The following is a 13,756-nucleotide window of genomic DNA, read 5'->3' as shown; positions in this document are numbered from 1 at the left end:
AGGTGGCGCAGGGCGACAGCGATAGTGGCCGCGCCTGAACCCTCCCCCCGCTGCGGGGGAGGGTGCCCGGCGAAGCCGGGCGGGAGAGGGGACGCCGCTTCAGGACAAGACTGAACCGTTCTGAAGGGCGCCCTCTGGAATCAGCGTCGCGCTGCCCCTCTCGGCGGGACTTCGTCCCGCTGCGCCTGCTCCGCAGGCCACCCTCCCCCGCAGAAAGGGGAGGTTCATGCGCATGGCCGTCGCCCCTGCACCGCGTAGCCTGCCGTGCCGTGTATCGTGGTTGGCATCACGATCTGCGATTTTACATCGCTTGAACGTACGGCCTTGCTGCATTCGCCCGCTCGACGAGAACGGCTTCACCCGCCGCGCTCTATCCAAGAAAAATACTCCTCATTACCATAATATATCCAGAAAATCATTCCGGTTGACGTTCAGGATATCTCAGATCAAGTTTCGATCCCTGCCGACGTCACTGCCGCTCAAGACGAAAAACCGGAAACGACGGCATGTCCGGCGCAGGAAGGAATGCGATCATGATCCCATGCCGACCGGTCCGGCGAGCCCATTCCGGGGCTGCCCAGGCATGACGGCCTCGTCGCACCGCCTCGCCCCGGCAGGCCGCGACCCGGTCGCGATGGCGCGCGCCCTCGTCCCCGTCCTCGCCCCCCTCGCCGCCGCCGCCGACCGCGAAGGACGGTTCGCGCATGACAGTCTGGCGGCGATCCGGGATGCCGGTCTTGCCGCCCTCACGGTGCCGGAAGCGCGCGGCGGCCCCGGTGCCGGGCTCGCGGTCGCCGGCGCCGTCATCGGGACCCTCGCCGAGGCCGACCCGGCGGCGAGCCTCGTCCTGGCGATGCAATACGTCCACCACGCCACCATCGCCCGGTCGGACTGGCCGGCGGACCTCGCGGCCCGGCTGCAGGGGGCGGCCCTCCGCGAGGGCGCCTTCGTCAATGCGCTCCGGGTCGAGCCGGCCCTCGGATCGCCGGCCCGCGGCGGGTTGCCGGAGACGGTGGCGCGGCGGGTGCCGGAGGGCTGGCGGGTCACGGGGCGCAAGATCTACTCGACGGGCGCGCCGATCCTCGCCTTCGGGCTGGTCTGGGCCCGCACCGACGAGACGGAGCCGCGGGTCGGGTTCGTGGTGGTGCCGATGGCGGCACCCGGCGTGCGGATCGAGGAGACCTGGGACCATCTCGGCCTGCGGGCGAGCGGCAGCCACGACGTGGTGCTCGAGGGGGTGTTGGTGCCGGAGGACCACGCCGTCGATTGGCGCCCGCCCGCCGCCGGGGCGGCACCCGACGCGGTCACGCTGGCCTGGAACACCACCCTGCTCGCCAGCCTCTACGACGGCGTCGCCCGGGCGGCGCAAGGGTGGCTGTGCGCCTACCTCGCCGAGCGGGCGCCGGCCAATCTCGGCGCGCCGCTGGCGAGCCTGTCCCGGTTCCAGGAGGCGGTCGGCGAGAACGAGCGCCTGCTCGTCGTCAACCGCCGGCTCCTGCGCAGCGCCGCCGCCGAGACCGACGCGGGCGCGCCGCCCTCCGTCGCCGAGAGCGGGCTGATCAAGCTCACCGTCACCGAGAACGCGATCCAGGTCGTGCAGGGCGCGGTCGCGCTCGTCGGCAATCCCGGCCTCTCGCGAGAGAACCCGCTCGAGCGCCACCTGCGCGACGTGCTCTGCGCGCGCATCCACACGCCCCAGGGCGACGCGGTCCGGCTGGCGGCCGGCCGCGCGGCCCTGGGCTGAGAGGAGAGTTGTCCATGCCGGACGTGAACTTCATCGGCTTCGTCGGTGCCCAGTACGGGTCGGAGATCCACGCCCCCACCGGGCCGGTGATCGACCGGGCCTATCTCCGGGCGGCGGCGCAGGCGCACGAGCTTGGCGGCTTCGACCGGGTGCTGATCGCCTTCCACTCGACGGCGCCGGACAGCTTCGCGCTGGCGCAATACGCCGCCTCGGTGACCGAGCGGATCGGCCTGATGATCGCGCACCGGCCGGGCTTCCAGGCGCCGACCGTGGCGGCACGCCAGCTCGCCACCCTCGACCAGATCACCGATGGACGCGCGGCCGTCCACATCATCACCGGCGGCAACGATGCCGAGCTGGCGCAGGACGGCGATGCCCTCACCAAGGACGAGCGCTATGCGCGCACCGCCGAATACCTCGACATCCTCAAGGCCTCCTGGACCGGCCGCGAGCCGTTCGACTACGAGGGCCGGCATTACCGCGTCGCCAAGGGGTTTTCGGCGGTAAAGCCGGTGCAGCAGCCGCATCTGCCGGTCTATTTCGGCGGCGCCTCGGACGCGGCCATCGCGGTGGCCGGCCGGCACGCCGACACCTACGCCCTCTGGGGCGAGACGAAGGCGCAGGTGCGCGAGACGATCGCCCGGGTGCGCGCCGCCGCCCGAGCGCATGGGCGAGAAGAAACAATCCGCTTCAGCCTGTCGTTCCGGCCGATCCTGGCGGCGACGGAAGACGCGGCCTGGGCGCGGGCGGAGGACATCCTGACGCGCACCAAGGCCCTGCGCGCCGCACGCGGCCTCGGACCCGCGGGGGCGCCGCAGAACGAGGGCTCGCGCCGGCTGCTCGCGGCGGCGGCGCAAGGCGACCGGCCCGAAGGGCGGCTCTACACCGCGATCGCCGCCGAGACCGGCGCACAGGGCAATTCCACGGCCCTGGTCGGCACGCCCGAACAGGTGGCGGAGGCTTTGCACGAGTACCACGCTCTCGGGGTGACGACCTTCCTGATCCGCGGCTTCGATCCGCTGGAGGATGCGGTGCAGTACGGACGCGAGCTGATCCCGGCCTTCCGGCATCTCGCCGGCGCGCCGTCCCACCGCCCGGCCGCCGCGTGAGGCCGGGCATGCGCAAGATGCTCAGCGGGAAGCTTCCGGCTCTCCTCGCCCTCCTCCTCACCGGCCTTGCCATCACCTTGCCCCTCCATGCCGAAACCGTCCTGCGGGTCGGCGACCAGAAGGGCGGCTCGCGCGCCCTGATGGAGGCGGCGGGCGTCCTCGACGGCCTGCCCTACCGGATCGACTGGCGCGAATTCGCCGCGGCCGCGCCGCTCCTCGAAGCGCTCAATGCAGGGGCGATCGATACCGGCATCGCCGGCGACGCGCCCTTCACCTTCGCGGCCGCCGCCGGAGTGCCGATCAAGGCGATCTTCGCCGTCCGCCAGAACCAGGCCGGCCTCGCCGTGCTGGTGCGGCCGGATTCGGGCGTGAGGAGCTTCGCCGACCTGAAGGGCAAGCGGATCGCCACCGGGCGCGGCTCGATCGGCCACATGCTCGTCCTGGCGCAAGCCGAGCGCGCCGGCTGGGGCAAGGGCGACCTCACCCTGTCGTTCCTGCCGCCGGCCGACGCCCAGATGGCGCTGACCTCCGGCGCGGTCGAGGCCTGGGCGACCTGGGAGCCCTATACCTCGCAGCTCGAGACCTCGGGCCGGGCCCGCATCGTCGCCGATGGCCGCGGGCTCACCCCGGGCCTGACCTTCCAGGTCGCTCGCGACGCCGCCATCGCGGAAAAGCGGGCGGCGCTCGAGGATTTCGTGCGGCGGCTGGCCCGGGCCCGGGTCTGGGGCACGGCGAACCCGGAGGCCTTCGCCAGACGCTGGTCGGCCCTGGTCGGCCTGCCCGAGGCGGTGCCGCTCGCCTGTTTCCGCCGGGCCGACATCCGCCCGGTGCCGATCGATGCGAGCGTGATCGCCGACGAGCAGCGCGTCGCCGACCTCTATCACCGCGCCGGGCTGATCCCGCGGCCGCTCGCGGCGCCGGGGGTGTTCGACGCCTCGTTCAACGCGGCGACCCGGGCCGGCGCCGCGGCGGCGACCCAGTAGGGTCAGCCGTAGCGCCGCGCCGCCTCCACCGTCAGCCCGAGGCCGACCGAGCCGAAGGTGTCACCCTCGACCACCCGGGCCTCGGGCGCCGCCGCCAGGATCGCCTCGCGGACCGGGGCGAGGCGGGTCGAGCCGCCGGTGAGGAACAGGGCGTCGATCTCCGAGGGCTTCACGGCGGCGTCGCGCAGGCAGCGGGTGATGCAGGCGCCGATGCGCCGGGCGAGGTCGGCCGAGTGGCGGGCGAGGTCGGGGCGGTCGATCTCGGCTTCCAGGCCCGGCTCGACCCAGCCCAGGGGCAGGCCGACCCGCTCGACCTCCGACAGGGCGATCTTGGCCTCCTCGACCTCCATCGCCAGGGTGTGGCCGCGCTCGGCCTCGATCACCGCGGCGAGGCGGTCGATCAGCTCGGGCCGCGCCACGTCGCGGCGGAGCGAGCGCAGCTCGCGCAGGGTCTTGCCGTCGTAGAGCCGGTTGATCTGCGACCAGGTGGCGAGGTCGTGGAAATAGGACGAGGGCACGTCGAGGCCCGGCCGCCGCATCGGGCTGCCGAGGCCGAGGAGCGGCATCACCTCGCCGACGCTCAGCGTCCGGTCGAAATCGGTGCCGCCGATCCGCACGCCGTCATTGGCCAGGATGTCGCCGGCCCGCTCCACCGCCCGGTGCCGTTCGGGGCTCAGGCGCACCACCGAGAAATCCGAGGTGCCGCCGCCGATATCGGCGATCAGCGCCACCTCCTCGCGGTCCAGTCCGCGCTCGTAGTCGAGCGCCGCGGCGATCGGCTCGTACTGGAACGACACGTCGGTGAAGCCGACCTCCCGGGCGATGCCGGCAAGCGCCTCCTCGGCGCGGCGGTCGCCTTCCGCGTCGCCGTCGACGAAGTGGACCGGGCGGCCATGGACCACCCGGGTCAGGGCCTCGCCCGCCTTGTCCTCCGCCCGCGCCTTCACGGCGGCGAGGTAGCGGGCGATCACCGCCCGGAACGACAGCCGCCGGCGCCCGACCGGGGTGGTCTCGTCGAGGAGCGAGGAGCCGAGCACCGATTTGAGGCTGCGCATCAGCCGCCCGGGATCGCCCTCGACATAGGCCGCCATGGCGGCCCGGCCGATCGCCTCGTCGCCGGCCGGCGGGAAGAAGATCGCGCTCGGGATCGTGACCGCCTCTCCCTCCAGCGGCGCCAGCGCGAGCCCGCCGGCCCCGATCAGGCCGAGGGTGGTGTTCGAAGTGCCGAAATCGAGGCCGCAGGCCGCCATGCCGAATCTCTGCCGGAGCTCAAGGGAGGGCGCGCGACCTAGCGGGTTCCGGGGCCCCGGTCCAGCCCGGACGCGGATTCCGGCTCTGTCGCAGCGGAACAAGGCGCCGCCTCGGCGGTTCTTCAGACCTGAGCAGTCGCTGAACTGCAAGAGACGAGGAGCTTCCCATGAGCAGCACCACCGACAAGATCAAGGGCCTGGCCAACGAAGCCGTCGGCAACATCAAGCAGGGTATCGGCAGCGCCACCGGCAACGAGAAGCTGCAGGCCGAGGGCAAGGCCCAGGAGCTGAAGGGCGAGGCCCAGAAGACCACCGGCGACGTCAAGGACGGCATCAAGAATGCCGCCGACACGGTGAAGAGCAAGATCTGAGCGCGGTGCGGGCCGGCCTGCGCCGGCCCCAACTCGCGAATCATCGGGCCGGTTTCTCGCGGATCGCGCGGGATCCGGCCTTTTTTCTTTCGCGAAGTTGCGTCTTGTTCCTCTTGCCAAGGAGATCGTGATGAACAGGGACCAGATCGAGGGTGGATTGCGCCACCTCAAGGGCCGCGGCCAGACCGCCCTCGGCGCCGTCGCCGGCCGGGCCCGGCCGCAGGCGGAAGGCGCGGTGAACCAGGTCCTGGGCGGCGCCCAATACGCCTATGGCCGCGGCCGGGAGGTCGCCGAGGATCTGTCGCATGACGGAGCGGCGCTTGCCCGCGAGATCGAGACGCGGGGCCGCCACGCCTATGCGCGCGGGCGCGAGGCCTATGGCGAGGCGCGCCACCGCGGCCGGTCCGCCCTGCGCCGGGCCGAATCGCACCCGACCGAGACGCTCGTCGCGGTGGCCGGCCTCGCCTTCGTCGCCGGCTGGCTGCTGAAGGGCCGCCACTGACGCGAGGGCCCGGAGTGCCGCCGCGGCCACGCGGCGGCCCCTTTGTTGCGCTGCATCGATGGCAGGGCCGGTTCGGCCTCGCCTCCGGGAGGCTTATGGTCTAGCTTGCGCACGATGCCGCGCCAGCCGAACGACCCGATGACCCAGATGCCCCCCGGCCTTCCGAAGACCGCCCCGGCCCTGCCCCTGTCGGTGCAGGAGCACCTCGGCGAGCGGCTTCGCGCCCATTACGCGGCGGTCGAGGACGAGGCGGCGCCCGATGCCTTCTCGGAGCTGCTCAGCCGGCTGGACCTGGCGCTCGCCGCCCTCGGCGCGCCCAAGGAGGACCGGTTCCGCGAGGACCTGCTCGCGGCGGCGCCGGCCTTGCGCCGCTTCGCCCTGACCCTGACCGCCAACCCGGCCCGGGCCGACGATCTGGTGCAGGACACGATGCTGAAGGCCTGGCAGAACCGCGACCGGTTCGAGCACGGCACCAATCTCAGCGCGTGGCTGTTCACGATCATGCGCAACGCCTTCTATTCGGAGCACCGCAAGCGCTCCCGCGAGGTCGAGGACGGCGAGGGCGTGTACTCGGCCCGCCTGACCTCCGCGCCCAACCAGGGTGACCGCCTCGACGTGCAGGATCTCCAGGCCGCGCTCAACAAGCTGGTGGCCGAGCAGCGCGAGGCGCTGATGCTGGTCGCCGTCGGCGACCTGTCCTACGAGGATGCCGCCGCGCTGATGCAGTGCAAGGTCGGCACGGTGAAGAGCCGGGTCTGCCGCGCCCGCGACAAGCTCGCCGAACTCCTCGGTTATTCCGGCGGCGAGCTCGGGGCCGACCGGCTCACCCGCTCGGCGATGGGACATGCCGGCACGGTGATGCTCGACGGCTGACGCCGCCGGACATCGTCGCGCGAGGCCGTCATCAGGCTCGCGCGACGGGACCGGAACCAGCGTGGACGCTCCGCTCCGCGGGCCTTCCCATCCAGGCCGCTTGGACAATCGCCGTCCCGGGCAGACATCGCGACGGCGTTTCGCGGACTGGTTTCAACCGCGAGGGACCGCAAAAGGCCTGTGACGGGTTGATGTGACGTCCAACAGATTTCTCTTGGATGTTCGATCACGGGATTTGAGGGTGCAGTCTTCCCGCGCGAGTGAAGCGAACAACACCCTGCCGACTTTGCCGCAGCCGAAAAACTTCGCACGTCGCCTTACGGCCTTCGCAGGCTCGCCCCTGCGAGGCCATCTGCAAAGCGTGACAGACGACCCGTCCGTGTCCACGAGTGCCCCGCACCATCACGCTCCGCGACCGAACCGTCCAGGCCGTTGATGGTGCCGTATATTCTGCGGCGACCCGGCATCGGCTTCGTCGGACCGTGCGCTGATGCGTGCTCCGGCGTCTGGGGAACCCTGCACCGGAGCGGCTGTCGGGCGTCTTGAGCTTGCGCTAAGACCGGCACTACCGTCCTGTTTGCGCGAGATAGCCCGCCCCGATGACCAAGACCGGCCCCCGCCTGACCCCGCTCGAACTCCTCGCCCGGCTGGTCTCATTCGACACCGAGAGCCAGAAGTCGAACCTGCCGCTGATCGCGTGGGTGGGCGAGTACCTCGACGCCTGGGGCGTGCCCTATATCGTCGCCCCCAACGAGACCGGCGACAAGGCAGCGCTCTTCGCCACGATCGGGCCGATGCGGGATGGCGGCGTGGTGCTGTCGGGCCATACCGACGTGGTGCCGGTGGCCGGGCAGAACTGGACCAGCGATCCCTATACCTTGCGCATCGCCGACGGCCGGGCCTATGGCCGCGGCGCCGTCGACATGAAGGGTTTCGACGCGCTCTGCCTCGCCCTGGTGCCGGAGATGCTGGCGGCCGACCTCAAGACGCCGATCCACATCCTGCTCTCCTACGACGAGGAGCTGACCTGCCTCGGCGTCGTCGACGTGATCGCCCGCTTCGGCAAGGATCTGCCGCGGCCGGGCGCGGTGATCGTCGGCGAGCCGACCGACCTCGACGTGGCCGACGCCCACAAGAGCATTTACACCTACCGCACCACCGTCCACGGCCACGAGGCGCATTCCTCCAAGCCCGCGCTCGGCGCCAACGCGGTGATGGCGGCGGCCGAGCTGGTGGCCGGGCTCAACCGCATCGCCGACCAGGTGGCGGCCAAGGGCGATGCGAGCGGCCGGTTCGATCCGGCCTACACCACGGTGCATGTCGGGGTGATCGGCGGCGGCACCGCGCGCAACATCCTGCCCAAGACCTGCGAGTTCCAGTGGGAGTTCCGCGGCCTGCCGGATCTTCCGCGCGACGAGATCCCGGCCCTGTTCGAACGGGAGGTCGAGCGGGTGACCCGCGAGCGGCTCAACCGGTTCGGCGATTACGGCCGTGTCGAGACCGAGGAGGATGCGGCGGTGCCGGGGCTGGCGCCCGAGCCCGGCTCCCCGGCCGAGCGCCTGGCCCTGCGGCTCGCCGGCCGCAACCATACCATCACGGTGCCCTACGCCACCGAGGCCGGCCGCTTCCAGCTCGCCGGCCTGCCGACCGTGGTCTGCGGCCCCGGCTCGATCGACCAGGCCCACCAGCCGGACGAGTACATCACGCTCGCGGCTTTGGAGGCGGGGGAGATGTTTCTGCGGCAGCTGGTGCGGGACTGCGCGGCGGGGTGGAGTCCGGTGTGAGGGTCGATGACCCTCATTCAAATTGATTGTTGCTGTCAATTTTAGTCGCGCGTCCCCCTCTCCAGGCGATACCGGACAAGCCCGGTATCGCCTGGAGAGGGGGACGCGCTTTACTTTCAAAGCCGGGGAGCTGTTCAGTTCCACCTCACGGCCGCCGCGCCAGCGCCAACCCGACGCCCGCGCCCATCAGCAACCCGCCGGTCAGTCGGCTGCGCCACCGCCCGCGCGCCAGCACGATCCGGGCCCGGCCGGCCAACGCCGCCCAGACCGCGTCGCCGCCGATCGCCAGAACCAGGAAGGTCGCGGCGAGCAGCGTCAACTGGCCGAGGGGCGCCGCGTCCGGGCTGACGAATTGCGGCAGGAAGGCGCCGAAGAACAGCAAGGTCTTCGGGTTGGTGAGCGCGACGAGGAAGCCGCGCAGCGCGATCGCCCGGACCGCCCGGGGCTCCGGCGCGGTCTGCGCGAGGTCGGTCGCAGGCGCCCGCCAGGCGCGGATCGCGAGCCAGGCGAGGTAGGCGACGCCGAGCCAGCGCAGCACCTCGAACCATGTCGCCATGAGGCTCAGCATCGCCGAGAGGCCGGCGACGGTGAGCGCGAGCTGGATCGTCAAGGCCACGCTCGTCCCCGCCACCGTCACGAGACCGTAGCGGGTGCCGTGGGCCACGCTGTTGGCGACGATGAGGGCGACGTTCGGACCCGGGATCAGAATCAGGACGAGGGTGGCGGCGACGAAGCCGAGATAGAGGTCGAGGGGCATGGCGGGGCGTTCCGGGTTCGAACCGGACGGCAGCGTGCCACGCAGGCCGCCGCCCCACCAGGCAAAAGGATTACTGCTGCGCCGGCTGGGTCGTCGTGGTGCCGGTCGAGGCGGGAACGTCGGATTTCGAGGTGTCGGTCGCCTGTGCGCCGGACTTCGTGGTCTCCGCCTTCGAGGGCTGCTGACCGAGATAGACGTATTCCGGCGCGGCGCGGAGCTGATCCTTGTCGGTGTTGATCACCGCCTTGAGGGTCTTGTCGTCGACCCGGGTGACCTGAAGGGCCTCCTTCGCCACCGAGACGTACTTGGTGCCCAGCCCCAGGAAGCCGCCGACGCCGACGACGTAGGACTTCACCGCCAGGTCGGGCCCGAGCACGATGTCGGCGACGGAGCCGATCGTCTCGTTGGCGCCGTTGACGATGCTCTGGCCGATCATCTTCGAGGCCATGAGGTCGCTCGGCTCCTGGGCGACGAAGGTCGGCCGCAGGTCGTTGTTCAGGGTGGCGGGCGTGCCGGGGACCGGCTTGAGACCGCTCGCATCCTGCGCCGATCCGGCGCTGACGCCGGCGACGAGGAGGAACGCGGCGGCGAGGAGGGGGCGGGACATCGAACGGCTCCGGCATCAGACGCCCGACATGCTCGGGCGGAATATGAGTCGGTTGCGGTGCGAAAAGTTCCCTCGCCCCCTCCCTTTCGCAGCGTCAGGCCTGCGGGTCGGCGGCGATCTCGGCTTCGACCTCGGCGGGATCGAGGTCGTAGTGGCGCGAGCAGAACTCGCAGGTGATGCCGATCCGGCCATCCTCGCCGACGATGTCGCGGCGCTCCTCGGGCGAGAAGTTGCGCACCATGCCCATCACCCGCTCGCGCGAGCAGCGGCAGGCCTCGTGGACCCCTTGGGCCTCGAACACCCGCACGCCGCGCTCGTGGAACAGGCGGTAGAGCAGGCGCTCGCTCGAGACGGTCGGATCGACGAGTTCGTGGTCCTCGATCGTCGCCACCAGGGACTTAGCCTCGACCCAGGCGTCGTCCTCCTGCCGGCTCTCGTCGAGGAGCGCGTGCCCCTCCGGCAGGTCGCCGGGCGGCAGGTCGGCCAGCCGCGCCCGGTCGGGCGAGTGCGGCAGGAACTGCATCAGCAGGCCGCCGGCACGCCAGGAGTTGCCGTGAGCCTCTCCCCCGCCCTCGATCTGCTCGGCGACGGCGAGGCGGACCCGGGTCGGGATCTGCTCCGACTGGCGGAAATACTGGTGCGCCGCTTCCTCGAAGCCCTGGCCTTCGAGCGCGACCACGCCCTGGTAGCGGCTCTGCACCGAGCCCTGGTCGATGGTCATCGCGAGATGGCCGCGGCCGAGGAGATCGGCGGTGCCGGCGCGGGGACCGGCCTCGGCGACGCGGCCGGCATCGAAGCGGGCGGTGGCGCGCACCCGGTCGGGCGCCTCGAAATCCACCACCACCATGTCGACCGGGCCGTCGGACTTGGTCTGGAGCTGGAACCGGCCCTGGAACTTCAGCGAGGAGCCGAGCAGCACCGTCAGCGCCGCGGCCTCGCCGAGGAGACGCGCCACCGTCCCGGGATAGCCGTGCCGGCGCAGGATGGTGTCGACCGAGGGGCCGAGGCGCACGATGCGGCCGCGCACGTCGAGGGGCTCGACGGCGAAGGGTAGGATCGCGTCGTCGCGGCCCTCGGAGGATGGGGAAGGAGTGATCTCGGACATGCTCTCACCGCCGCCGGCAAGCCTGAAGGCCGGCTCTCGCGCCAATGATGAAGGTCTCCCGGCGAGGCGCCTTCCGCGCGGACCGCCGCGCAGGCGCTCGGAGAGAGCGGGCACACGGAAGCATGGAGCGGGAGACGCCGCGGCGAGAGACCGGCGTATGCCGCCATATGGTGGCCTGACCGATGTTTTCGAAGGGGTTGTCACCCGGGGCCGGCGGGAGCCTTCCCGGCAGGTCTCCCCGGGACCCCACACCCTCCGCGTCATCCCGGTGCCGCGAAAGCGGAGCCCGGGATCCAGAACCGCGGATGGATCAGGAAAAGGCGGGCACCGGTCCGCTTCGTTCGCCAAGAACCGAGTGTCTGGATTCCGGGCTCCGCTTTCGCGGCCCCGGAATGACCAGGAGGTTGTCGGGTGCTCAGGAAACGGCGCCGAGGCACCAGGCCAGAATACCCTTCTGCGCGTGCAGCCGGTTCTCGGCCTCGTCGAACACCACCGATTGCGGCCCGTCGATCACCTCGGCGGTGACCTCCTCGCCGCGATGGGCCGGCAGGCAGTGCATGAACACCGCATCCTTGGCGGCGGCGGCCATCAGCCGGCCGTTGACCTGGTAGGGCATCAGCAGGTTGTGGCGGTGCGCCTCGTCCTCGTCGCCCATCGAGACCCAGCAATCGGTCACGACCGCGTCGGCCCCCGCCACCGCCTCGAACGGATCGGTGGTGACGTTGAGCACGGCGCCCTCGGCCTTGGCGCGGGCGATCAGGCTCTCCGGCACCGGCATCTCCGACGGGCAGGCGACGTTGAGCGTGAAGTCGAACCGCGCCGCGGCATGGGCCCAGGAGGCCAGCACGTTGTTGGAATCGCCCGACCAGGCCACGGTGCGGCCCTTGATCGGCCCGCGATGCTCCTCGAAGGTCAGCACGTCGGCCATGATCTGGCACGGGTGCGAATCCTTCGTCAGGCCGTTGATGACCGGGATGGTGGCGTATTCGGCCAGTTCCAGCATCATGCCGTGGTCGAGGATGCGGATCATGATGGCGTCGATGTAGCGCGACAGGACCCGGGCGGTGTCGGCGACGGTCTCGCCGCGGCCGAGCTGCATCTCCCGGCCGGTGAGCATCAGGGTCTCGCCGCCCAGCTCCCGCATCGCCACGTCGAAGGAGACGCGGGTGCGGGTCGAGGGCTTGTCGAACACCATGCCGAGGAACTTGCCGGCGAGCGGACGCTCGGCCGGGGGCTCGCCCCGGCGACGGCGGCGCTTCAGGTCGGCGCAGGCATCGAGGACCGTGCGCAGCTCGGTGCCGCTGAAATCGGTCAGGTCGAGGAAATGCCGGGGGGCCGGCGCGATCTTCAGGGGCGCATTCATCACTCGGCGGCCTTCCGGCCCCTCGTCTCCATGGCGGCGCAGGCCGCCTCCAGCTTGTCCAGCGCCGCGCTCACCTCGGCCTCGCCGATGATCAGCGGCGGCAGCAGGCGCACGACGTTGTCGCCGGCCGGGATGACGAGCAGGTGCTCGTCCCGGGCGGCGGCGGCGAAATCGGTGTTCGGCACGAGGAGGCGCAGGCCGGTCATCAGGCCCTCGCCGCGGATCTCGTCGACGACGTCCGGGTGGCGGTCCTTGAGGGCGGCGAGCCGCTGCTTCAAAAGCAGGCCGGTCTGGCGCACCTGGTCGAGGAAGCCGGGGGCGAGCACGATGTCGAGCACGGCATTGGCCACCGCCATGGCGAGCGGGTTGCCGCCGAAGGTGGTGCCGTGGCTGCCCACCACCATGCCGCGGGCGGCCTCGCGGGTGGCGAGGCAGGCGCCGACGGGGAAGCCGCCGCCGAGGCCCTTGGCCGAGGACAGGATGTCCGGCGTCACGCCCGACCATTCATGGGCGAAGAGCTTGCCGGTCCGGCCGATGCCGGTCTGGACCTCGTCCATGATGAGCAGGAGGCCGTGCTCGTCGCACAGAGCCCGCAGGGTGCGCAGCCACTCGTGCGAGACGACCCGCAGGCCGCCCTCGCCCTGGATCGGCTCGATCATCAGGGCGGCGGTCTCGGGCGTGATCGCGGTCTTCAGGGCCTCGAGGTCGCCGAACGGCACCTGGTCGAACCCGTCGACCTTCGGGCCGAAGCCGTCGATATACTTCTGCTGGCCGCCGGCCGCGATGGTGGCGAGCGTGCGGCCGTGGAAGGCGCCCTCGAAGGTGACGATCCGGTAGCGCTCCGGATGGCCGCCGGCGGCGTGGTACTTGCGCGCCATCTTGATGCAGGCCTCGTTGGCCTCGGCACCGGAATTGGCGAAGAACACCACGTCGGCGAAGCTCGCCTCGGTCAGGCGCTGGGCCAGCCGCTCGGCCTCCGGCACCTCGAACAGGTTCGAGACGTGCCAGACCTTCTGGGCCTGCTCGGTCAGCGCGGCGACGAGATGCGGATGGCCGTGGCCGACCGAGTTGACCGCGATGCCGGCGCCGAAATCGAGGTATCGCGAGCCGTCTCGGGCGATGAGCCAAGCGCCCTCACCGCGCTCGAAGGACACCTTGGCCCGGGCGTAGGTCGGCAGCAGCGAGGAGGTCACGATCTCGTCTCCGTCGCGGTCGAGTGGGTCGGTCGACCGGAAAGCAAAGCGCCGCCTCGAAGGGCGGCGCGCGCGGATACTATGGAACGAGCGCGCCCTGTCAACGCCGTCGATG

13 protein-coding genes are annotated in these 13,756 nt (G+C 71.3%); 7 read left to right on the top strand and 6 right to left on the bottom strand.

The features are described from left to right. The first annotated feature begins 583 nt into the window (after nucleotides 1–583). From F1D61_RS31855 to F1D61_RS31845, 3 genes are read left to right on the top strand one after another with little or no spacing between them, the layout of a single operon-like run. Nucleotides 584–1,744, top strand: coding sequence for an acyl-CoA dehydrogenase family protein (locus F1D61_RS31855; protein WP_432443192.1), 1,161 nt, complete (start codon nucleotides 584–586; stop codon nucleotides 1,742–1,744). A gap of 14 nt (nucleotides 1,745–1,758) precedes the next feature. Next, nucleotides 1,759–2,853: an LLM class flavin-dependent oxidoreductase gene (locus F1D61_RS31850; RefSeq protein WP_203155892.1), complete on the top strand. Its 1,095-nt coding sequence runs from the start codon at nucleotides 1,759–1,761 to the stop codon at nucleotides 2,851–2,853. Between the two features lie 8 nt (nucleotides 2,854–2,861). Continuing rightward, nucleotides 2,862–3,836, top strand: coding sequence for an ABC transporter substrate-binding protein (locus tag F1D61_RS31845; protein WP_203155891.1), 975 nt, complete (start codon nucleotides 2,862–2,864; stop codon nucleotides 3,834–3,836). Between the two features lie 2 nt (nucleotides 3,837–3,838). Here F1D61_RS31845 and F1D61_RS31840 read toward each other — a convergent pair whose 3' ends face one another. After that, nucleotides 3,839–5,086 carry an Hsp70 family protein gene (locus F1D61_RS31840; RefSeq protein ID WP_203155890.1) on the bottom strand — a complete coding sequence of 416 codons (1,248 nt, stop codon included), beginning with the start codon at nucleotides 5,084–5,086 and terminating at the stop codon, nucleotides 3,839–3,841. 167 nt (nucleotides 5,087–5,253) lie between these two features. Here F1D61_RS31840 and F1D61_RS31835 point away from each other — a divergent pair, with 167 nt between their 5' ends. The 4 genes from F1D61_RS31835 to argE all read left to right on the top strand — a co-directional run bounded on the left by F1D61_RS31835 (nucleotide 5,254) and on the right by argE (nucleotide 8,616). After that, on the top strand, nucleotides 5,254–5,457 hold the full coding sequence (locus F1D61_RS31835; RefSeq protein WP_203155889.1) for a CsbD family protein: 204 nt from the start codon (nucleotides 5,254–5,256) through the stop codon (nucleotides 5,455–5,457). Between the two features lie 130 nt (nucleotides 5,458–5,587). Next, nucleotides 5,588–5,959: a CsbD family protein gene (locus tag F1D61_RS31830; protein WP_203155888.1), complete on the top strand. Its 372-nt coding sequence runs from the start codon at nucleotides 5,588–5,590 to the stop codon at nucleotides 5,957–5,959. 138 nt (nucleotides 5,960–6,097) lie between these two features. Next, entirely contained in the window at nucleotides 6,098–6,832 is a 735-nt protein-coding gene (locus tag F1D61_RS31825) for a NepR family anti-sigma factor (RefSeq protein WP_203155887.1), read from the top strand. Between the two features lie 599 nt (nucleotides 6,833–7,431). Next, nucleotides 7,432–8,616, top strand: coding sequence for an acetylornithine deacetylase (gene argE / locus F1D61_RS31820; protein WP_203155886.1), 1,185 nt, complete (start codon nucleotides 7,432–7,434; stop codon nucleotides 8,614–8,616). Nucleotides 8,617–8,761: 145 nt separating this feature from the next. Here argE and F1D61_RS31815 read toward each other — a convergent pair whose 3' ends face one another. The 5 genes from F1D61_RS31815 to F1D61_RS31795 all read right to left on the bottom strand — a co-directional run bounded on the left by F1D61_RS31815 (nucleotide 8,762) and on the right by F1D61_RS31795 (nucleotide 13,641). Continuing rightward, the gene (locus F1D61_RS31815) at nucleotides 8,762–9,373 is read right to left on the bottom strand and encodes a LysE family translocator (protein WP_203155885.1); all 612 of its coding nucleotides are present in this window, start codon (nucleotides 9,371–9,373) and stop codon (nucleotides 8,762–8,764) included. A 70-nt stretch (nucleotides 9,374–9,443) separates the two neighbouring features. Next, a complete protein-coding gene (locus F1D61_RS31810; RefSeq protein ID WP_203155884.1) occupies nucleotides 9,444–9,980 on the bottom strand; it encodes a PRC-barrel domain-containing protein in 537 nt (178 codons plus the stop codon). Nucleotides 9,981–10,074: 94 nt separating this feature from the next. Beyond that, nucleotides 10,075–11,085, bottom strand: a complete 1,011-nt coding sequence (locus tag F1D61_RS31805) for an Hsp33 family molecular chaperone (protein WP_203155883.1) — start codon at nucleotides 11,083–11,085, stop codon at nucleotides 10,075–10,077. A 415-nt stretch (nucleotides 11,086–11,500) separates the two neighbouring features. Continuing rightward, nucleotides 11,501–12,448 carry an ornithine carbamoyltransferase gene (argF, locus tag F1D61_RS31800; RefSeq protein WP_203155882.1) on the bottom strand — a complete coding sequence of 316 codons (948 nt, stop codon included), beginning with the start codon at nucleotides 12,446–12,448 and terminating at the stop codon, nucleotides 11,501–11,503. After that, complete coding sequence (locus F1D61_RS31795) at nucleotides 12,448–13,641, bottom strand: aspartate aminotransferase family protein (RefSeq protein WP_203155881.1); 1,194 nt, start codon at nucleotides 13,639–13,641, stop codon at nucleotides 12,448–12,450. Before F1D61_RS31795 ends, argF begins: the two co-directional genes overlap by 1 nt. Nucleotides 13,642–13,756 lie beyond the last annotated feature (115 nt).

Origin of the sequence: Methylobacterium aquaticum, assembly GCF_016804325.1 — a bacterium.
Lineage (GTDB): Bacteria > Pseudomonadota > Alphaproteobacteria > Rhizobiales > Beijerinckiaceae > Methylobacterium > Methylobacterium aquaticum_C.
The sequence above is the reverse complement of the archived record's forward strand: the minus strand, read 5'-3'. Positions and strand labels throughout refer to the sequence as shown.